Annotated in this window: 18 protein-coding genes; 17 read left to right on the forward strand and 1 reads right to left on the reverse strand. The window is 54.0% G+C overall.

Annotated features, from left to right (window positions below; all coding sequences use genetic code 11):
- The first annotated feature begins 30 nt into the window (after positions 1-30).
- From JWZ97_RS16660 to JWZ97_RS16715, 12 genes are all read left to right on the forward strand, one after another.
- Positions 31-797 (forward strand): IS5 family transposase gene (locus JWZ97_RS16660; protein ID WP_205434700.1). Its coding sequence is split into 2 segments (ribosomal slippage): positions 31-406 and positions 406-797, totalling 768 coding nucleotides; the frame shifts between segments, so codons are not numbered across the junction.
- A 526-nt stretch (positions 798-1323) separates the two neighbouring features.
- Complete coding sequence (locus tag JWZ97_RS16665; protein ID WP_205431447.1) at positions 1324-4101, forward strand: glycosyltransferase; 2778 nt, start codon at positions 1324-1326, stop codon at positions 4099-4101.
- A 5-nt stretch (positions 4102-4106) separates the two neighbouring features.
- Entirely contained in the window at positions 4107-4868 is a 762-nt protein-coding gene (locus JWZ97_RS16670) for an ABC transporter permease (protein WP_205431448.1), read from the forward strand.
- A 6-nt stretch (positions 4869-4874) separates the two neighbouring features.
- Positions 4875-5612, forward strand: a complete 738-nt coding sequence (locus JWZ97_RS16675) for an ABC transporter ATP-binding protein (RefSeq protein ID WP_240342602.1) — start codon at positions 4875-4877, stop codon at positions 5610-5612.
- Positions 5613-5719: 107 nt separating this feature from the next.
- Positions 5720-6547, forward strand: a complete 828-nt coding sequence (locus tag JWZ97_RS16680) for an FkbM family methyltransferase (protein ID WP_205431452.1) — start codon at positions 5720-5722, stop codon at positions 6545-6547.
- Positions 6548-6895: 348 nt separating this feature from the next.
- On the forward strand, positions 6896-7855 hold the full coding sequence (locus JWZ97_RS16685) for a glycosyltransferase family 10 domain-containing protein (protein ID WP_205431454.1): 960 nt from the start codon (positions 6896-6898) through the stop codon (positions 7853-7855).
- Complete coding sequence (locus JWZ97_RS16690) at positions 7849-8613, forward strand: polysaccharide pyruvyl transferase family protein (RefSeq protein ID WP_205431470.1); 765 nt, start codon at positions 7849-7851, stop codon at positions 8611-8613. The genes JWZ97_RS16685 and JWZ97_RS16690 overlap by 7 nt, the downstream gene beginning before the upstream one ends.
- A gap of 81 nt (positions 8614-8694) precedes the next feature.
- Positions 8695-9801 carry a glycosyltransferase gene (locus JWZ97_RS16695; RefSeq protein WP_205431471.1) on the forward strand — a complete coding sequence of 369 codons (1107 nt, stop codon included), beginning with the start codon at positions 8695-8697 and terminating at the stop codon, positions 9799-9801.
- Between the two features lie 17 nt (positions 9802-9818).
- Positions 9819-10907, forward strand: a complete 1089-nt coding sequence (gmd, locus tag JWZ97_RS16700; RefSeq protein WP_205431472.1) for a GDP-mannose 4,6-dehydratase — start codon at positions 9819-9821, stop codon at positions 10905-10907.
- 308 nt (positions 10908-11215) lie between these two features.
- A complete protein-coding gene (locus JWZ97_RS16705; protein WP_205431473.1) occupies positions 11216-13162 on the forward strand; it encodes a glycosyltransferase in 1947 nt (648 codons plus the stop codon).
- On the forward strand, positions 13159-13749 hold the full coding sequence (locus JWZ97_RS16710) for a bifunctional 2-polyprenyl-6-hydroxyphenol methylase/3-demethylubiquinol 3-O-methyltransferase UbiG (protein WP_205431474.1): 591 nt from the start codon (positions 13159-13161) through the stop codon (positions 13747-13749). The genes JWZ97_RS16705 and JWZ97_RS16710 overlap by 4 nt, the downstream gene beginning before the upstream one ends.
- A complete protein-coding gene (locus tag JWZ97_RS16715; RefSeq protein WP_205431475.1) occupies positions 13746-14588 on the forward strand; it encodes an XdhC family protein in 843 nt (280 codons plus the stop codon). Before JWZ97_RS16710 ends, JWZ97_RS16715 begins: the two co-directional genes overlap by 4 nt.
- Here JWZ97_RS16715 and JWZ97_RS16720 read toward each other — a convergent pair.
- On the reverse strand, positions 14546-15028 hold the full coding sequence (locus tag JWZ97_RS16720; protein ID WP_205431476.1) for a YajQ family cyclic di-GMP-binding protein: 483 nt from the start codon (positions 15026-15028) through the stop codon (positions 14546-14548). The genes JWZ97_RS16715 and JWZ97_RS16720 overlap by 43 nt on opposite strands.
- Positions 15029-15131: 103 nt before the next feature.
- On the opposite strand from JWZ97_RS16720, the gene JWZ97_RS16725 reads away from it, so the two are divergent.
- The 5 genes from JWZ97_RS16725 to purH all read left to right on the forward strand — a co-directional run bounded on the left by JWZ97_RS16725 (position 15132) and on the right by purH (position 19676).
- Positions 15132-16025 carry a phosphoribosylaminoimidazolesuccinocarboxamide synthase gene (locus JWZ97_RS16725; protein WP_205431478.1) on the forward strand — a complete coding sequence of 298 codons (894 nt, stop codon included), beginning with the start codon at positions 15132-15134 and terminating at the stop codon, positions 16023-16025.
- Positions 16026-16139: 114 nt separating this feature from the next.
- Positions 16140-16358 carry a hypothetical protein gene (locus tag JWZ97_RS16730; protein ID WP_205431480.1) on the forward strand — a complete coding sequence of 73 codons (219 nt, stop codon included), beginning with the start codon at positions 16140-16142 and terminating at the stop codon, positions 16356-16358.
- A gap of 102 nt (positions 16359-16460) precedes the next feature.
- Complete coding sequence (dusB, locus tag JWZ97_RS16735) at positions 16461-17444, forward strand: tRNA dihydrouridine synthase DusB (RefSeq protein ID WP_205431482.1); 984 nt, start codon at positions 16461-16463, stop codon at positions 17442-17444.
- Positions 17441-17731, forward strand: coding sequence for a helix-turn-helix domain-containing protein (locus JWZ97_RS16740; RefSeq protein WP_240342382.1), 291 nt, complete (start codon positions 17441-17443; stop codon positions 17729-17731). The genes dusB and JWZ97_RS16740 overlap by 4 nt, the downstream gene beginning before the upstream one ends.
- Positions 17732-18110: 379 nt before the next feature.
- Positions 18111-19676, forward strand: coding sequence for a bifunctional phosphoribosylaminoimidazolecarboxamide formyltransferase/IMP cyclohydrolase (gene purH / locus JWZ97_RS16745; protein ID WP_205431483.1), 1566 nt, complete (start codon positions 18111-18113; stop codon positions 19674-19676).
- Positions 19677-19854: the final 178 nt, after the last annotated feature.

Consider the following 19854-nt stretch of genomic DNA (forward strand, 5'->3'; position numbering starts at 1 on the left):
TTCTATCTCAAATTTTCTTTGAAAGGAAAGATGGCGGATTCAGGGCATCGGCGACACGATATATCGGATCGAGTCTGGCAATTATTGGAGCCGCGGTTGCCGGGGCGAGAAGGTGCTTGGGGTGGTAAAGCGCACGATAACCGCCGGTTTATCAATGCGGTTTTTTGGATTTTGCGCACTGGCGCGCCGTGGCGAGACTTGCCGCCCGACTACGGCGATTGGAAAAACACCCATCGCCGTTTTTGCCGTTGGCGCGATAAAGGCATATGGGAATCCTTGTTGGAACAGTTGGTGATCGAACCTGACTATGAATGGCTGATGATTGATGCCAGCCACATTAAAGTCCACCCGCATGCGGCGGGCGCCAAAGGGGGCAGCCAGGATATGGGGGTCACAAAAGGGGGCTCAACAGCAAGATACATCTGGCCGTGGATGCGCATGGTATGCCGCTCAGAGTCATTGTTACAGCAGGTACCGTGGCAGATTGTACGCAGGCTTCAACCTTGATCGCGGGTTTGGATGCCCAGCATCTGCTGGCGGACAAAGGCTACGACACGGACGCCATCGTCGCCCAAGCACAAGCTGCCCATATGGCGGTTGTCATTCCGTCGAAGAAAAATCGCACCGAACTTCGCGCGTATGACCGAGACCTTTACCGCCTTCGGCATTTGGTGGAAAACGCCTTTCTACACCTGAAGCGCTGGCGCGGTATTGCAACTCGTTATGCCAAAAATACCGCTTCATTCTTGGCGGCGGTGCAGATTCGCTGCATTGCTATTTGGGCCGCTATCTTATGACGACACTATCTAAGTGAGACGAGTTACACAACCATCGATAGGAGCCACAACTGCCGCATCGCCAAGAGTAGGGCATTACTCTGCTCGTAATTGATGATATCTAGTAACTGAAATATTATGCCATCCCCAACGATGGTACATCGGTTATCAGGGCGGTGAAAAACTCAACTTATATACAATATCTAGTGAATAAAGCTGTGTCCTTGCCACAGCATCAAGTATCCGTAGCGCGTTGTCCACCACCATGCTAATACCTCCCGCAGCGGCCATGCTATTAAAGTCAACGACAATAAGTACGATAAAATTTTTTTGCTTTCAGCGTTGTAAATCTGCGACTTCAGAGGGCTTTAACGCAAAGGGGATTTCTGCGGAGCACTTACGAGCGGGATTGACACTCTCCTAACAGAGAAGGATTGAAGTCAAAGCAAGCGTTTGCGAGCCTTGCGATCTGGATTGGGCAACAAAAGTCAGGCCCCATATTTGAGATGCTCGTAAGCGTCAAGATTAACTTTAGGAAGGTTGAGTAATGTTTTCTAATGCCCTTGTGAGTGTGTTGATGCCTGTGTTCAACACTGAACCATTTCTCTCAGTGGCGCTGGATAGTATCCTGGCCCAAACTCATCGCAATCTGGAGATAATTTGCCTCGACGATGCATCAACCGACGGCTCTTATGAGATATTAATGGCGTATGCGAAAAGAGATAGCCGCATAATGGTTTTGCGTAACGCTACTAACCAAGGCGTCGTCGCCACTCGCAATACCTTGCTATCCAAAGCGACTGGTGAGCTCATTGCCTGGATTGATGCTGACGATTGGTTGTCTCCAGAAAAAATTTCTATCCAGTTAGCTTTTCTGGCCACCCGGCCTCGGGTCGGCGCAGTAGGCACAGGGATCGCCTATGCAACTCTGTCAGGTGAGATATACAAAGAGGAAAGTTATTCTCCTGACCCTGCTTTGCAGCGTATTGATCCCAGTCTATGTTGCGCGACGGTCCTTGTCCGTAGAGCAGCTATAGATGATGCAGGATTTTTTAGAGCCCTATACAAGAATGGTGGTGAAGATGGAGACTGGCTGCTACGCATTGCAGATAGTTGGGATATTACTAACCTGCCGGACATCCTTTACTTCTACAGAAAAAACCCTTTTTCAGTATCCCATGGTAACAAAGCTGAAATTAGACGTCTTGGTGTGATCGCTCGCCTTGCCGCCCGCATAAGGCGCAAGAGCGGAAAGTGCCCCCTGGATTCCGGTGCATTTGGCACCTACCCGGAGTTCCTGACAGACAGTTGGTTTATCGAAAATGCTGAACTAACCGCCCGAGAGAAAGTAATTGCCACGAGCTTTCCCCTTGCCGGAACATTACCACTGGTATCGGTGCTTATCCCCTATTACAACGCCAACGAATATTTTTCAGCGTGTTTGCAGAGTCTAAAGAATAGCCAGTTCCGCAATTTTGAAATTTGCATTTTCGACGATGCATCTACCCCCCCCGTTGACGATCTATTCGGCGACGAGTTGCGCTCGACATCGGACTTTCCTCTCCAGATACAACGGGGGGGTGAAAATCGCGGAGCCGCATATGCGAGAAATCGCTGCCTGGAAATGGCGCAGGGGCAATTTATCTGTTTTTTGGATTCAGACGATCTAATACATCACGACAGGATTGCTACCCAACTTGAATATCTGCTTGCTCATTCCGAAGTCCTCGGAGTCGGGACGGGGATCTACTTTGTTTCCCAATCTGGTACGCTTTTACGGAGTGAAACCTATCCGGAGCAAGCGGTGACAAATGGGGGGTTTCACGGCTGCTGCGCCACATTCATGCTCAAACACACCGAGATCCGGCATCTGCGCTTCGATGAAACTCTAACTACGTCATCTGAAGATGTAGACTACCTGCTTAGGGCGAATGCCTTCGGGCAACTGCGCAATATTGCGGATTTGCTTTATTCATACCGTCTCCGTCCCGACTCTCTGACCAGCCACCCCAACTGGCAAGCGGATCATGCTAGTTATATGGTCAATCAAGTGGCAACAACGTTTGGCCTGAGCAAAATCGAAGACATCATCCCATTCGTGTCATCACTAGACGGCACTCAAGCAGGAGACCTTCTACTGACGGCATACTGGCGGCGCTATCGAGACTGCTCCGAAGCCACTTTTATTGTCGCCAAAGCCTTCATCTTGATGCCAAAAAGCGCAACTCGTTTGATCAAAAAGAAGCTCGAACTTGAACTCTATAAGAAATCCCAAAGGCTGAGGAGTATGCTCGGTCGCAAAAAAGAAGGGATGATCGAACGATTGCGGCGTCTGCGCCAACTTCGTTCTTTGAGCCGAATTCTTCACGATCTGAAAACGAAATTTAACGAACCAAAAGACAAGATCGTAAGGGTTTACGACAACTGGGGCGATGCGGAGGAGGCCTTGGATTATCTGCTGCCGAACAGCACCCGGCGATGGGGCGCTGTCCGCTTTATAACCCACGACCTCCCTCTGCGTAAGCCTGATTATTACCTAATCCTCAATCAGCCATCACCAAATGGAATCACTCTATATCACGACCCGGGGCGAGTGATTTTCGCCATTGGGGAACCGCCTACGCCTCAACACAAGCCATTTCATAAGGCACAAGGAGAAGGGACAATAGTTTTTTCTTGTGATGAGAGTGTCGCCGCCGATTTTGGCGCGGAGCGGAAATATATTTTAGAGCCGTGCATGACAAGAACTTGGTCCGTCAAGAAATCCATCACAGATCTCATTTCAATTACTAATGTTCAGAAGACCAAGAAACTAAGCTGGATTACCAGCAACTTGGCACTTCTGCCCGGTCACAGAAAACGATTGGACTTTTTGAAACGCATTCAGGGAACCGTTGAGTTCGATCTTTTCGGCCGTGGCTTCAAGGAGCTGCATGATAAGTGGGTTGGACTTGCACCGTATGAGTATAGCATTGCTTATGAAAATACTATTTCCGATTACTATTTCACAGAAAAACTAATGGATTGTTTTGTAGCGCACACGATACCTATTTATGTTGGTTCCCCGCGCATCTATCAATTCTTCCCGGAAAAATCCTTAATACCCATCGATCCCGATGATCCCAGGGTCGCGCATAGGATACTGGACATCATTAATTTTGATGACTTGTCTGCAAGACGCCAAGCACTGGAAGAAGCAAAACTCCTTGTCCTGACGAAGTACAACATGTTTATTAAATTGGCCACTCATATTGCTGCGCCTTACCCCTCTCAGCGAGAACGCAGGGAGATTCGCATTGATCCCATAAAAATCAATTGGGGATAAATTAAATGAGAGAAATTATCCACTGGATAAACTACGTCTTGTATTTTTCCATTGACGAACTGAAACGGCAGAATGCCAGATCGGCGTTCGGATATTTTTGGATTGTGTTGAGTCAGTTTGTGAATATTATTGGCATTGCCTTGGTGTTCGGTGCGCTATTCAAACAAGATTTAACGGTGTTTTTCCCATATATTTCTGCTGGAATAATTAGTTGGAACCTGCTTTCTGGATATATAAACGAGTCCACGCGACTTTACTGTTCCAATGCGGCGATTATCCAAAACTTTACATTCCCGATCTGGATCTTTGCAGGCCAGCTATTAATGAAGCACCTAATCATATTTATGCACGGCATCGTCGTTCAAGTGATGGTTATAGTATTTCTTGGGGTTAAAGTATCGTTTGCTAGTCTGCTGGTTTTGCCAAATTTATTGCTTGTATTGAGTATAATGATGGTGGCCGGGAGAGTGTCAGCATTTCTAGGGGCTAGGTTTCGAGACTTTTCTCCGGCGGTAGGAAATTTTATCTATCTGTTTTTCCTTGTAACTCCTATTATTTGGGAGCGAAAAACTTTCCCGTCTGACTATTCTTGGTTATTAAATATAAATCCGTTCACCCACCTCATCGATCTGCTTAGAGCCCCCTTGCTTGGCAATGTGCCAGAAGTAAGTTCCTATTATTTCGCTATCGTCCTGCTACTGGCCCTTGCTGTGGTGCAGGGCTTGGTTATAAAGACTCAGGAACAGCGAGTCGTTTTTTACGTGTGAATCGTGATGATAGAACTCCAAAACGTTAGCGTATCCTTTCCCGTTTTTCACGGCGACCAAGATGCTTCTTTACGCTCTTTTCTGAGTAGGCAGATAGGTAACCTTTCAAAGGTCAAGACACAAAACAAACAGATCGTAGTGGAAGGATTGAAGAACATAAATCTTACCATCGCCACTGGTGATCGTTTGGGACTAGTTGGCCGGAATGGCTCGGGCAAAAGTACATTGCTAAAAACGATAGCTGGCATTTATCCAATTAGCTCGGGAAGCATTTCACGGAGCGCACCCATTCGCGGCTTTTTTAATATCGGTGCGGGCTTGGATTTTTCAGTGTCTGGTTACAGAAATATACGCAATCTTGCATATTTTTATACTCAGAACCGTGAGGAGATTGAAGACAAAGTACCTTCTATTATCGAGTTTTCAGAACTCGCGGAGTTTATATATATGCCGGTCTCCACCTACTCTTCTGGGATGATCGCGCGATTGATGGTTTCAGTTGCTGTTGCCTTCGACGCTGAAAATATATTATTCGATGAAGTTATCGGTGCTGGTGATGAAAGGTTTCTTAATAAGCTTAATTTGCGGATTGGTGAACTGATTCGTGACACTAAGTGCTTCGTCCTCGCCACACATTCTGTTGGGCTCATGAAGCAATACTGCAACCGAGCGATCTGGATCGACAAAGGTGAGATCAAGCTAGAAGGAACCGTGGACGAGGTAATAAAAGCCTATCAGGCTTAATTAGGCGCGCATCCCCTCGGTTTTGTTATGGTCTTTTGATAAAGCGATGCTCCTGTGCTGCCTTCTTTAGATCATTTATATTTTATTAATTTTTTGGGAAAATTCTGATGGAAACAAATAATAAGCCAAATCAAGAATCACGTACTTTTGGCCTAAGATATCTCGCGTCGTTTATTAGTCAGATGAGAGACCTTAATTCTCCCGGCGAAACCGACTCAGATTTAACAGGCGAAATATTGTTTTTGGCGTTATTAAATGAGTACAACTCAGTTCGAATGAGCCAGCTCGGGCAAGATGTTCTTGCCTGGAGCATGTCTAACTTCCGCAAGCACGGATATTTTGTTGAAGTTGGTGCCTCAAATGGCGTGTGTCACTCAAATACATATATGTTGGAAAAGCATTTGGGATGGAGTGGGGTTCTGGTTGAGGCCAACCCATACCTGCACGACCAGATCAATAATAACAGAACTGCCAAACTCATCAAAAAGGCTGCGTGGTCAAGTTCCGGTTGTGTATTGGACTTCCACGTTTGCAAGAATACTTCTGTTAGTGCCTTGGCCGGACTGCAGCAGAATGATATGCACGACAGGTCAGATTTTAGTGCCTGTCAAGTACAGACTATGACACTCAACGATATTCTGTCGGAGCATTCTGCCCCAAGCCAAATTGACTTCTTGAGTTTAGACGTAGAGGGTGCAGAGTTGGCAGTCTTGGAGGGCTTGTCACTTGATGTGTGGGATATAAATGCAATGACAATCGAGCATAACCACGACGCCAATCGACTGATCTCCTTTGATAACTTACTACTCCCAAGAGGGTATAAACGCGTTTTTACTACCGTATCTGACTTTGACGCCTTTTACGTAAAAGAACAATCGTTTTTGCGATGGATTGATTTTATTCGTCCATTCGCGCCTGAATGCAGCCTAATTTAGCGCATTATGGTTGTTCGTCGGACAATTAGGATTTGCCATCTGGAGTCAACTAACATTGCTTATGAGCTATAGTACGCATGTCGCCCATATTTTTTTGGTAAATCAGGGCACCTCTATCGGCCATCAAGGTTCAGTTAATAGAATGCCGTCGCCGCCGTAAGGTATCCGCCATGCGCGAACTACGCAAAGCATAGGCAAAAGCTCATGACAGTCGTTCATACATAGGAGAACCCTTCCTCTTCGTTTGCTTATAGGATTTCAAGAAAAACGGGTACATTCACGATGCGATGATTCACGCGTGACCTATTAAGTCATGGTGATTCAGGTGCCGTATCAAAGGTTGCTTTAATGAATCTAATAAAAGTTGGCTATTCGGATATTTCCCCTTTCGTAGAGAGGCAGCTACATGGGTTTCTTGTCTCTCATTTTCCCGTGGTGAAATCCGATTCATGCGACTATTTGATTTGTTCCGTTGGACAATATGGTGGGACGTATAACAAATTTTTAAAAATCGATAGTCCAATACGCATATTTTGGACCGGCGAAAATGTTATCCCCGATTTTAATCTTTTTGATTATGCATTTGGCTTCTCTCCTATTGTTTTTTCAGACAGATATTTTCGATGCCCAAATTACGTCTTCTATGATTCATTTAAGTTCCTTCTTGAGAAACGCCCCACCCAGGAGCTTGCAATTGAAAACAAGAGGTTTTGTAATTTTATTTACTCTAACAGCAATTGCCACCCCTATAGAGATAATTTTTTTCGGCGGTTGAGCGAATATAAAAGAGTAGATTTGGCCGGAGGGCATTTAAATAATATAGGGTTTCGTCCTGAAGCTGCTTACTCGCCGCGTTGGGAGGCTGGCAAGCTGGCCCTACAAAGGCAGTACAAATTTTCCATCGCCATGGAGAACAGCAGCACACTAGGCTATACGACTGAGAAGATAGTGCAAGCCTTGGCATCAGGAACTATTCCAATTTACTGGGGAAATCCAGAGATAGCAAATGAGTTTTCACCAGAGTGCTTTATTAATTGCCATGATTTTATAACAATCGACGATGTTATTGATAGGGTAGTTGAAATTGATACTAATGACCAACTTTACCATTCAATAGTCAGGAAACCTTTTTTTGATGAGCAGAGCATTGGCCCCAGCCTCTATTCGCGGTTGGTGTCACAATTTGACTATATTTTTCGCCAGCCGATCCACTCCGCCACCCGCCGTAATAAATATGTATGGGGTGCGGAGTATGAGATGCGGGCGATTATGGCTCATGAGTGTCTTGCGGGAGAAGGGGCATGCTAAAGGCATTTTGGTTTTTGAGTTCGAACTTCGGCGATGCTCTGAATCATTACATTCTATCCCGTCTTAGTCGCGATGGAGTAGCTTATATAGATGTTTCTGACAGGGACAAGAAGGTAGTCGCCATCGGAAGCATATTAAACTGGTGTAATGAGAATTGTATCGCGTGGGGGCCAGGCCTTGCCAATCGACAGGATCAAGTGAATCCGCAAGCGGAGATTCGAGCGGTGAGAGGTCCTCTTTCCCGGCAACGTGCACTTGAATGCGGCGCGTCGGTTCCCGAGGTTTACGGCGATCCGGCCTTGCTGCTACCGCTTCTTTATCGCCCTCCTAGCCGAAAAAAATTCAGCCTGGGTATTATTCCTCATTACATAGATCAGGCAGCGGTTATGCATCGCTATAAAGCGGAAAGTAAGGAAATCAGGATCATTGACGTCCTTGATACGCCCGAGCGAGTAATTGATGAAATCGTAAGCTGCGATAGGATCGTTTCAAGCTCCCTGCACGGCATTATTGTCGCCCACGCATACCACATTCCAGCCGCCTGGCTAAAGTTTGGAGAAAAGATCGGCGGAGACGATATGAAGTATGTTGATTACTTTTTATCCGTGGACTGTGCGATCAACGTACCCATCGCTTGTCACGATCTCCCTTCCCCGAGGGAAATACTTGCGCGAGCGGAACATCACTTTGAGCAAGAGTTCCTCATAAACACATCCCCGTTACTGGGTTGCTGTCCTTTCGAATTGGTTGATTTGTGACCTGTGAGCTCATGGCAAGTAACATTATAAGTACCATATTTTTATCCAATTATTTTTGATATTGTTCTCTTGTTTGCCATAATGCATACACAGTCTCTCCTAGAGACTTATAAAGTCAGCTGCCAATGGATTTTGCATGACTATCTTCAAGTCAACGGTGGAGCAGAACGACTTGTTTTGACGGTTGCACGGGGCTTGCCCGGGTTCTCTCTTGGTGTTGCTGGCATATATCCGGACTTCGCAAGCAGTTCTTCCTATGCAGGTGCCGATGTGCATGTGCTTGGGCGCCTTCCGCTGTGGGTACCACGAGTACCACGCGCGTTACTTACGTTTAAGGCGCACCGCGCCGAGGTCGCACAGGCTACCACCGTGATTTATAGCGGCATTTATGCCCCTTTGGCGGTAAGCAGCCAGAAACTGGGTCGCAGTATTTATTATTGCCATACTCCGCCACGTTTTGCTTTTGACAGGAAGAATGAATACCTTGATCGCGTGCCATCTGGCGCACGAATAGCTCTTGGTAAAATAATCGACCGTTATCGCACCGCTTACTTGGAAGCTATCGGTAGGATGGACGTTATACTCGCCAATTCGGAGCATATCCGGATGATGCTTTCAACACTCGGAGTTGACGCCGATGTTCTTTATCCCCCAATAGCAGTAGACTTATTCAAATGGAAAGATCAGGGTGACTATTTCCTTTCATTTGCTCGCCTTGAGCCAAACAAACGTGTAGACCGGATAGTGAAAGCCTTTCTGCATATGCCTGATCAGAGACTCGTTGTTGCCTCAGGTGGTTCCCAGCTCGATAATCTCCGTGCGCTGGCCCGCAGTGCACCGAATATTAAATTCGTGGGTTGGTCGAATGATGCGAGTCTCGCGGAACTGATAGGGCATGCACGAGCCTGCATTTACATCCCGCTTGATGAAGATTTCGGTATGTCCGCGGTAGAGGCGATGGCGGCAGGCAAACCTGTAATCGGTGTCGCCGAGGGCGGTTTGCGAGAAACCATTGTTGACGGTTCCACAGGCTTTCTTCTGCCAGCGAACCCGGGTGTTTATGAGATCGCCGCTTCGGTTCGAGCTCTCACTCCTTCTGTTGCATTGGCTATGCGTCACGCCTGCGAGGAGCGAGCCATAACATTTGATCAATCAACTTTTTTGGAGCGCCTCAAATCCCTGCTTTAATTATTTCTTACGACTCAATGGCCAAGACAGCCTTAATCACCGGCATCACAGGACAAGACGGCGCCTATCTGGCAGAGTTGCTGTTGAGCAAGGGCTATGAAGTACACGGCATCAAGCGCCGCGCCTCGCTGTTCAACACGGATCGCATCGATCATCTCTACCAGGACCCGCATGTCCAGGACCGCCGGCTGGTGCTGCATTATGGAGACCTGACCGATTCCACCAACCTCATCCGCATCGTCCAGCAGACCCAGCCCGACGAAATCTATAACCTGGCGGCGCAGAGCCACGTGCAGGTTTCATTCGAAACGCCGGAATACACGGCGGACGCCGACGGTCTCGGCACGCTGCGGCTGCTGGAAGCCATCCGCATCCTGGGCCTGGAAAAGAAGACCCGCTTTTATCAGGCATCCACCTCGGAGCTTTACGGCGATGTGCGTGAGATCCCGCAGAAGGAAACCACACCTTTCTATCCGCGCTCGCCTTATGCGGTCGCCAAGATGTACGCCTACTGGATCACGGTGAACTACCGCGAGGCTTATGGCATCTACGGCTGCAACGGCATCCTGTTCAACCACGAATCGCCCTTGCGCGGCGAGACCTTCGTCACCCGCAAGATCACCCGTGCCATCGCCCGCATCAAGCTGCAGTTGCAGGACACGCTCTACCTGGGCAACCTGGACGCCTTGCGCGACTGGGGCCATGCCCGCGACTACGTGGAAATGCAGTGGTTGATGTTGCAGCAGGATCATCCGGAAGATTTCGTCATCGCCACCGGTGTGCAATACAGCGTCCGGAAGTTCGTCGAGACCGCGGCCCATGAAGTCGGCATTTCCATACGCTGGGAAGGCCAGGGTGTGGACGAGAAGGGTTACGACACCGCCACCGGCAAACTCATCGTCGCGGTCGACCCGCGCTATTTCCGTCCCACCGAAGTGGAAACCCTGCTGGGCGATCCGACCAAGGCCAAGGAAAAGCTGGGCTGGACACCCAAGACCACTTTCGACGAACTGGTGCGCGAGATGGTGCGCGAAGACCTCATCGCCGCCGAACGCGACGCCCTCTGCAAGCGCGAAGGCTACAAGGCGTACGACTATAACGAATAACGGAAGGATAGAAACGGCGAGATGCTGATGACTTCACGGGCTACGATATATTATGGTTTCGGCGACCGCCTGTTATGCCCGCATCCAGCTCACATAGATGTGATCGGCCTGGATTATTCCTCGTCACTGGATTCCTCTCGTCCATACCGGAACGATGGGAGTACCGTAGAGATGACGAACGCATTTGCCGTTGAACACTTAATCACGTGAGATTCCCGGAAAAACAAACAACGTAAAGGCCTTTCATGCGTGTTCTGCAAGTTTACCGAACCTATTTTCCTGAGTGCCGGGGCGGGTTGTTGGAAGTCATGAGGCAAATAGCGCTCGGCGTGCGGGAATCGGGGGTTGAAACCCGCATCTTGGCGCTTTCTGCTCATCCCCGCGAGGCGCAAAAGAATTATGCCAATGAACCGGAAGTAATATGGTTGCAATTGGATTTTCAGCTTGCGGGATGTGGGTTTTCGTTCGAAGCCTTGTATCGCTTTCGGGAATTGGCGTCATGGGCGGATGTGATTCACTACCATTTTCCCTGGCCTTACGCCGATGTACTCCATTTGATCGGCCGCCCGAATAAACCTGCCGTGCTGACTTACCACTCGGATATCGTCAAGCAGGACCGCTTAATGATGATATACCGGCCGCTTATGAGGCGCTTTCTAGGTAGCGTGCAAGCCATAGTGGCGACTTCGCCGGCCTATGTTGATTCCAGCCCCGTATTGCAAGAGCATATAGAAAAAGTAAGAATTATACCTATAGGTATCGACCCGGCGAGCTACCCAGCGCCCAGCCCCGAACGTATTGCGTTTTGGCGAGCGCATGTCGGCGAGGGCTTTTTTCTGTTCATAGGGGTCGTACGCTATTACAAAGGCTTGCGGACCTTGTTGGATGCGGTCGAGCACACCGATCTGCCTTTGGTCATATTGGGAGAAGGCTTGGACTTGCCGGCGTTGCGCCAGCTCGCGGACGACAAGGGCCTGAAAAATGTGCATTTCATCGGTGGGCAGCCGGACGAGGACAAGATGGCTCTTTTGAGCCTTTGTATCGGCTTGGTGCTGCCGTCTCATTTGCGTTCGGAGGCTTTCGGCGTATCGTTGCTGGAGGCCATGATGTTGGGTAAACCCGTGATTTCGTGTGAAATAGGTACCGGTACCAGTTTTGTAAATTTGCATGGACATACCGGCTTGGTGGTACCGCCAAGCGATCCGTCGGCGTTAAGGGCGGCCATGATCCGGTTCGTGGAGTCGCCGGGCGAGCGAGTTGTTTGGGGGGCGCAGGCCAAGCTGCGTTTCGAGCAGAACTTCATCGCAAGGGGAATGGCCGACGCCTATTACGCGCTCTACCGAGAATTGATCCGTAAACCCGTTATCGACCTCGCTCCCCGCGGGGAGCGTCGTCCCGGCACCCAGTCGGTATTGGTGATCGGCGCGAGCAGCCAGATCGGGCGGTTCGTCATTCCTCGTTTATTGGCGAGCGGGCGGGACATTCATGCCATCAGCAGAAACCCGCATCCATCGGTCAAGGATTCGGGCGTGGTTTGGCATGTCTGCGACATCCTTTCCGGCGGATTGCCGACAACCGACGCCGAGACCCTGATCCATCTCGCTCCTTTGCCGCTGCTTCCCCCATTGCTTGCCAAACTGCCGGAGGGCGGGCTCAAGCGCATCATCGCCTTCGGTTCGACCAGCCGGTTCAGCAAGGCGAATAGCGGGGATCCGGAGGAACAGGCTTTCGCCAGGGCTTTGGTCGAGGCGGAAGAGGCCATTGCGGCGTATTGCGAGCCTCGCGGCATCGCCTGGACGGTGTTCCGTCCCACGCTGATTTACGGCTGCGGCATGGACAAGAATGTCGCGGTGATCACCCGTTTCATCCGTCGCTTCCGCTTTTTCCCCGTGATCGGGGACGCCTTGGGGCATCGCCAGCCGGTGCATGCCGACGATCTGGCCAAAGCGTGTTTGGATATCCTGGATCATCCGGACGCCTTCAACCGCGCTTATGACTTAAGCGGCGGCGAAACCTTGAGCTATCGCGCCATGGTCGAGCGGATTTTTGCGGCCGCAGGTATCAGGCCGCATTTTTTGCGCATCCCTCTGCCCTTGTTTCAGGCGGCCATGGAATTAGCGTCGCTGCTACCGAAATACCGGCACTATTCCGGGGAAATGGCCAGCCGCATGGCGGTCGACCTGTGTTTCGACAACACGCCCGCGATGCAGGCGTTTGGCTATGACCCGCGGCCCTTCGAGCCGCCGCATTCGTGACTCAGAGCCCGGAATCGGGCGTGCGGGAGAAATGGGACCGGATTTGGCGCGAGGCGAAAATCGCCGAGCCCGAAGCGGCTCGGGTGCTGGTAGAAAATCGCCATCTTCTGCCTAGCTCCGGGGACGCGCTGGATTTGGCCTGCGGTTTGGGCGGGAACGCTTTGCTTCTGGCTCGCCAGGGACTTAGGACGCGGGCGTGGGATATTTCGCCGGTGGCTGTCGAGAACGTGAACCGGCGCGCCGAGCGTCTGCGACTCGACATTCTGGCCGAACCCCGCGACGTGGAGGTCGAGCCGCCGGCCGGCGGGACTTTCGACGTCATCGTGGTGAGCCGGTTTCTGTACCGTCCTCTGGGCCGGGCTCTGACCGATGCGCTCAGGCCCGGCGGCCTGCTGTTTTATCAAACCTATATTCGGGATAAGTTATCGGCCGCGGGACCCAGCAGCCTCGATTACTTGCTGGCGCCCAACGAGCTGCTGGCCCTGTTTCAACCCCTGCAACTGTTGTTTTATCGAGAGGAAGGCCGCGTGGGAGATATCACCGAGGGATTTCGCGACGAAGCCATGCTGGTCGCACGCAAATCATGAGCGCCGATCTGCTCGCCTTACAACTGAGTCTGCGCGACCGGCGCCAGCCGCACGCCCTGGCCACCGTCGTGGAGATACTCGGCTCCTCGTCGGCGAAGCCCTCGGCCAAGGCGGTCTTTGATGCTGAAGGACGCTTGCTGGCCGGCTGGATCGGCGGTGGATGCGCCCAGACCATGGTCGCCGAGGCGGCCTTGCTATGCCTGCAGAGCGGAGAGAGCTGCGTGATCGACATCGATCTCAACGACGAGGTTTTCGGCGCGGGCATGCCTTGCGGCGGCAGCATGCGGGTTTACGTGGAGCCGGTATTGCCCAGGCCCATGCTTTGGCTGATGGGCCACGGCCGCATCGTCGAAAGCCTGTGCGAATTCGCCCACAAGGTCGGTTTCGACGTCACCGTCATCGACAACCAAGCCACACCCGAGCGGCTGCCGGCGGCGGCTCGGGTCGTCAACGAGCATATCCGCTACGACGCACTGCAGCCCGAGGCGGGCGATTATGTGGTGATCGCCAGCCACCACAAGGGCGATTACGATTCGCTCAGCCGCGCACTGGCCTCGGGGGCCGGTTATGTGGCGCTGGTTTCCAGCCGCACCCGGGCCAAGCTGGTGATCGACCGCTTGCGTCAGGAAGGTTGCGACGAAGCCCACTTGGGGCGCGTCCGCGCGCCGGCGGGCTTGAACCTGGCCGCGAAGCTGCCGGAAGAAATCGCCTTGTCCATCGTCGCCGAGATGGTGAGCATGCGGCGCGGAGGCGGCGGCGGCAGCCTGGCGGAAAGTGGCCCCGCCGAATCTCCGCGTCAATCCCTGAAATTGGTGAACTGCATCGGTTGTTCGAACTGAGCGGCGCGCAGCGAAGCGATGCAGTCCTGCAAATCGTCCCGCTTCTTGCCGCTCACCCGCACCTGGTCGCCTTGTATGGCGGCCTGAACCTTGAGCTTGCCGTCCTTGATCAGCTTGACGATCTTCTTGGCCAGGACGGTATCGATGCCCTGAATCAGCGAAATCGTCTGCTTGGCCTGTCGTCCGGCGATCTGCGGCGGCTCCGCCTTGAGGGCGGCGATGTCTACGCCGCGTTTGGCCAGCTTGGCATGCAGGATGTCCAGCATTTGCTGGAGCTGGAATTCGGTTTCGGTAGTCATCATGATGGCGGATTCGCTCAGTTCGAAACGGGCCTTGGCGCCCTTGAAGTCGAAGCGGGTGTCCACTTCCCGGTTGGCTTGGTCGACCGCGTTGGCGACCTCGTGCAGGTTGATTTCGGAAACGACGTCGAAGCTGGGCATGGAGGCTATCCTCATTCGGTTCGCGCGGCCGGTTCCGCCCTAACCGCGAAACTGGCAAACTTACAACATCTATCGTTTTTCCCCTAGCCCGTCTGGAACCCGCATGAACGCCCCGGAAGCTCTCTATCAAACCGATCTGCACAGCCTGCCGCTGAAAGCGCGCGGCAAGGTGCGCGACATCTACGACGTCGATGCGGACTACATGGTCATCGTCACCACCGACCGGCTATCGGCCTTCGACGTCATCCTGCCCGATCCGGTGCCGGGGAAGGGCAGGGTGCTGACGTCGGTTTCCTTGTTCTGGTTCGGCCGTTTGCGCCACGTCATTCCCAATCAACTGACCGGACGGGGCCTGTCCGAGGTAATCGCCGATCCCGCCGAGGCGGCCCTGCTGGAAGGCCGTGCCCTCGTGGTGCGCAAGTTCAAGCCGCTGCCGGTGGAGGCGGTGGTGCGCGGCTATCTGATCGGCTCGGGCTGGAAGGATTATCAGCGCAGCGGCGCCGTTTGCGGCATCGAACTGCCCGCCGGTCTGCGTCAGGCCGACAAGCTGCCCCAGCCCATCTTTACGCCCTCGACCAAGGCGGAGCTGGGCTCGCACGACGAGAACATCGACTTCGCCCGCACGGTCGAGCTGCTCGGGCGGGACCTGGCCGAGCGCGTGCGCGACGTCAGCCTCCGCTTGTACAGCGAGGCGGCCGAATATGCGCTATCGCGTGGCATCATCATCGCCGACACCAAGTTCGAGTTCGGTCTGGACGATACCGGCGAACTGTATTGGATAGACGAAGCCTTGACGCCCGACTCCTCGCGTTTCTGGCCGCTGGACCAGTATCGGGTCGGCATCAGCCCGCCCAGTTTCGACAAGCAGTTCGTGCGCGATTATCTGGAGACCCTGGATTGGGACAAAACGCCGCCCGGCCCGCATTTGCCGGCCGAGATCCTGGCCAGGACGGCGGAGAAATATCGCGAAGCCGAAAGGCTGTTGACCGGGATCTGACCCATGAGCGTTGCGCTCAAACTCTACGGGCGGCTGAGCGAAGCCCAGGACGGCAAGACCCACGCCCGCCGGATCGCGAAGGCTTTCGAATAACTGGAACAGCACTACCTCCACATGCAGGACTTGGCCACCGACCCGCAAGTCAGGGAAACCGAGTTGCGTCTGCAGAAAGAGATCAAGGAAGTCGAGTCGCGGCTAAGCCTGGAGATCAAAAACGTCGAAGTCAAAGTCGCGGAAACCCGCGCCGACTTGATCCGGTGGGTCGTGGCCGTGGGCGTTTTGCAGACCACCGCGCTGACCGCCGTATTGCTTAAGATCGCCCGTCTGATCTGAGAAGAAATCCGCGGCTCGCCGCGTATCGATTTTTTTTATTTCGCGGCTTTGCATCCCGCCGCTTTGCGGCTAGACTCTGCGGCCCTTTTTGCTTCTTCCCGTATGCGCATAGGTCCTTATTCGCTGAACGGACGGTTGATACTGGCACCCATGGCCGGCGTCACCGACCGGCCGTTCCGTATACTGTGTCGACGTCACGGCGCCGCGCTGGCGGTGTCGGAGATGGTCACCTCGCTCCCGCAATTGCAGCACGACCGCAAGACCCGATTGCGTTGCGACCATACCGGCGAGCCGGAGCCCCGCGTCATCCAGATACTCGGTGCCGATCCGTTGGCCATGGCCGACGCCGCCCGGTTGAATGTCGAGCGCGGCGCGCAGATCATCGACGTCAACATGGGCTGTCCCGCCAAAAAAGTGTGTAACGTGGCGGCCGGTTCCGCGTTGCTGCGCGATGAAGCCCTGGTCGGGCGTATATTGGACGCTGTGGTCCGAGCGGTGGACGTGCCGGTTACGCTGAAGATCCGCACCGGCTGGGATCCCGCCAACCGGAACGCCGTGAGCATCGCCAAACTGGCCGAAAGCTGCGGCATACAAGCCCTGACGGTGCATGGCCGTACACGCGCCTGCGGATTCTCCGGCCGGGCCGAGTACACTACAATTCGTGCGGTCAAGGCCGAGGTCGGCATTCCTGTGGTCGCCAACGGCGACATAGATTCGCCCGAGCGGGCGCGCTTCGTGCTTGATGAAACGGGCGCCGATGCCGTGATGATAGGCCGCGCCGCCCTCGGCAACCCCTGGTTGTTCGGCCACGCGGCGGCCTATCTGGAGCGCGGCGTCATCCCGCCGCCACCTGATCGCGAGGAAATTTGCCGGGTGATGCATCAGCACATACGGGAGATGCACGGCTTTTACGGCGAATACGCGGGCGTGCGCATCGCGCGCAAACACATCGGTTGGTATGTCAGCCGGCTGGGGGGCATGAACCCGCAAGCGCTCAAGGCGGTTTATGCCGCAGAGAGCGCCGGGTTGCAGTTGAGCCGGCTCGCCGACCTGTCCGAACTAACACTCCGGGAACTCGCCGCATGAAAATGGAAACTTTGGACACCGTTCTGATCGAAACATCCGGTTGTCATCAGCCTGCCCAAAACCTGCTGCTGAGCGAACAGGTCAGGCTCGCCTTGCAGGAATATTTCGACCGGCTCGGCAATAACGACGTCAGCGGGCTTTATGCCTTGGTCCTGGCCGAAATCGAGCGCCCCCTCATCCTCACCGTGTTGGAACATTGTGGCTACAACCAGAGCAAGGCCGCCCAGGTATTGGGCCTGAGCCGCAGCACATTGCGCAAGAAGATCGGACAATACGGGCTGGAATGACCCTCGGTAAACGTAAAGCACGCCCGTTTTCCCGACGGAGAGAGCCGAGCGTGATCGTCGAGGGCTAAAGTTCGCCGCCTCAAAAACTGTCCTGATTTGTAAGACTACGTCAGCCAACTACCTAACGTCGTCACTCCGGCAGGGATGACCGGAGCCCGGACTTACATGGACGGGGAGCCGACAGAGCGGCTCGTGTGGCTTCTAAGGTGGCCCGAGATCCCCGGTCAGTTTCTGCGGGAGCGGGCTTCAACCCGCGAAGATCGCGACCTGAAAGCCACTCCCACCCTGACCTATTTGGGCCGGATGGCCATGCAAGTCGCGAAGCGAACACTACATTGAAAATACGCATTCCATAGTCGCCAAACAGCGGAAATCGCCCATGCAACGTAAAATCACCCGAGCCCTACTCAGCGTCTCCGATAAGACCGGCATCGTCGAACTCGCCCGTATCCTGAGTGCCCAGGGCGTAGATATTCTGTCCTCTGGCGGCACCGCCAAGCTGCTCAAGGCCGAAGGCATAGACGCGACCGAAGTGTCCGACTACACCGGCTTCCCGGAGATGATGGACGGCCGGGTCAAGACCTTGCACCCCAAGATCCACGGCGGCATCCTGGGCCGGCGCGGGGTGGACGAAGGCGTCATGGCCGAGCACGGCATCCGGCCTATCGACCTGGTGGTGGTCAATCTATACCCGTTCGAAGCGACCGTCGCGCGGCCCGATTGCAGCCTGAATGATGCGATCGAGAACATCGACATCGGCGGTCCCGCCCTGATACGCGCCGCGGCCAAGAACCACGACGCCGTGGCGGTGGTGGTCGATCCAGCCGACTACACCGCGCTGTTAGAGGAATTGCAGGCCGGTAAGGGCTCATTGGGGCTGACGACCCGTTTCCGCCTCGCGGCCAAGGCTTACGCCCATACCTCCCGCTATGACGCCGCGGTAGCCGACTATCTCGGCGCCCGAGTGGAAAACGCGCCCGTCTTTCCCGCCCATTTGAATCTGCGCTTCGAGCAAGCTCAAGCCTTGCGCTACGGCGAAAACCCGCACCAGTCGGCGGCCTTTTATGTCGAGAGTCAGGCGCCAGCCGGCAGCATCGCCGCTGCCCGCCAGCTACAGGGCAAGGAACTGTCCTACAACAACATCGCCGACGCCGACGCCGCCCTGGAATGCGTGAAGAGTTTCGACGACGCGCCGGCCTGCGTGATCGTCAAACACGCCAACCCCTGCGGTATCGCCCAGGGCGCGAACCTGCTGGAAGCCTACGACCGCGCCTACGCGACCGATCCCACCTCGGCTTTCGGCGGCATCATCGCCTTCAACCAGCCGCTGGACGCGGCGACGGCTAAAACCATCGTCGACCGGCAGTTCGTGGAAGTCATTATCGCGCCGGGATATGCCGCCGATGCCCTGCCCATACTGGCCGCCAAGGCCAACGTGCGGGTGTTGGACACCGGCGCCTGGCCCGCAGCGCCAAAGGGGGCCTGGGACTTCAAGCGGGTGAACGGCGGACTGCTGGTGCAGGACAGGGACGAAGGCCGCATCGCCCGCGCCGATCTGAAGATCGTCACGAAGCGGGCGCCCACCGACGATGAGATCGCCGACCTGCTGTTCGCCTGGAAGGCGGTCAAGTTCGTCAAATCCAACGCCATGGTCTATGCCAAGAACCGGCAGACCGTCGGCATCGGCGCCGGCCAGATGAGCCGCGTCTATTCCGCCCGCATCGCCGCCATCAAGGCCGCCGACGAGGGTCTGCAGATCAAGGGCTCGGTGGTTGCCTCCGACGCCTTCTTCCCCTTCCGCGACGGCCTGGACTCCGCCGCCGCCGTCGGCGTCACCGCCGTGATCCAACCCGGCGGTTCGGTACGCGACCCGGAAGTCATCGCCGCCGCCGACGAGCACGGCCTAGCCATGGTGTTCACGGGGATGCGGCATTTCAGGCACTGACACTAGACTTGGCTAAATGGGATCCGCACAAAGGCCGATCAGAATCGGTCAAAATGCCGCAAGATGTCGCCCGCCAATGGTGCTGGTTGGCGAAATGCAGGACGACACTCTCCGATTCCAAAGGATATCGGATCCCATTCATTGCTCGGTGATGTTGGTCAGGCGCCGACTCGCCTGA

The organism is Methylococcus sp. EFPC2, assembly GCF_016925495.1.
Taxonomy (GTDB): Bacteria; Pseudomonadota; Gammaproteobacteria; order Methylococcales; family Methylococcaceae; genus EFPC2.

Bases quoted from the DNA above. Each gene is read 5' to 3' on its own strand.
- JWZ97_RS16665 (WP_205431447.1), top strand. From the start codon at position 1,324: ATGTTTTCTAATGCCCTTGTGAGTGTGTTGATGCCTGTGTTCAACACT.
- JWZ97_RS16670 (WP_205431448.1), top strand. From the start codon at position 4,107: ATGAGAGAAATTATCCACTGGATAAACTACGTCTTGTATTTTTCCATT.
- JWZ97_RS16675 (WP_240342602.1), top strand. From the start codon at position 4,875: ATGATAGAACTCCAAAACGTTAGCGTATCCTTTCCCGTTTTTCACGGC.
- JWZ97_RS16680 (WP_205431452.1), top strand. From the start codon at position 5,720: ATGGAAACAAATAATAAGCCAAATCAAGAATCACGTACTTTTGGCCTA.
- JWZ97_RS16685 (WP_205431454.1), top strand. From the start codon at position 6,896: ATGAATCTAATAAAAGTTGGCTATTCGGATATTTCCCCTTTCGTAGAG.
- JWZ97_RS16690 (WP_205431470.1), top strand. From the start codon at position 7,849: ATGCTAAAGGCATTTTGGTTTTTGAGTTCGAACTTCGGCGATGCTCTG.
- JWZ97_RS16695 (WP_205431471.1), top strand. From the start codon at position 8,695: ATGCATACACAGTCTCTCCTAGAGACTTATAAAGTCAGCTGCCAATGG.
- gmd (WP_205431472.1), top strand. From the start codon at position 9,819: ATGGCCAAGACAGCCTTAATCACCGGCATCACAGGACAAGACGGCGCC.
- JWZ97_RS16705 (WP_205431473.1), top strand. From the start codon at position 11,216: ATGAGGCAAATAGCGCTCGGCGTGCGGGAATCGGGGGTTGAAACCCGC.
- JWZ97_RS16715 (WP_205431475.1), top strand. From the start codon at position 13,746: ATGAGCGCCGATCTGCTCGCCTTACAACTGAGTCTGCGCGACCGGCGC.
- JWZ97_RS16720 (WP_205431476.1), bottom strand. From the start codon at position 15,028: ATGCCCAGCTTCGACGTCGTTTCCGAAATCAACCTGCACGAGGTCGCC.
- JWZ97_RS16725 (WP_205431478.1), top strand. From the start codon at position 15,132: ATGAACGCCCCGGAAGCTCTCTATCAAACCGATCTGCACAGCCTGCCG.
- JWZ97_RS16730 (WP_205431480.1), top strand. From the start codon at position 16,140: ATGCAGGACTTGGCCACCGACCCGCAAGTCAGGGAAACCGAGTTGCGT.
- dusB (WP_205431482.1), top strand. From the start codon at position 16,461: ATGCGCATAGGTCCTTATTCGCTGAACGGACGGTTGATACTGGCACCC.
- JWZ97_RS16740 (WP_240342382.1), top strand. From the start codon at position 17,441: ATGAAAATGGAAACTTTGGACACCGTTCTGATCGAAACATCCGGTTGT.
- purH (WP_205431483.1), top strand. From the start codon at position 18,111: ATGCAACGTAAAATCACCCGAGCCCTACTCAGCGTCTCCGATAAGACC.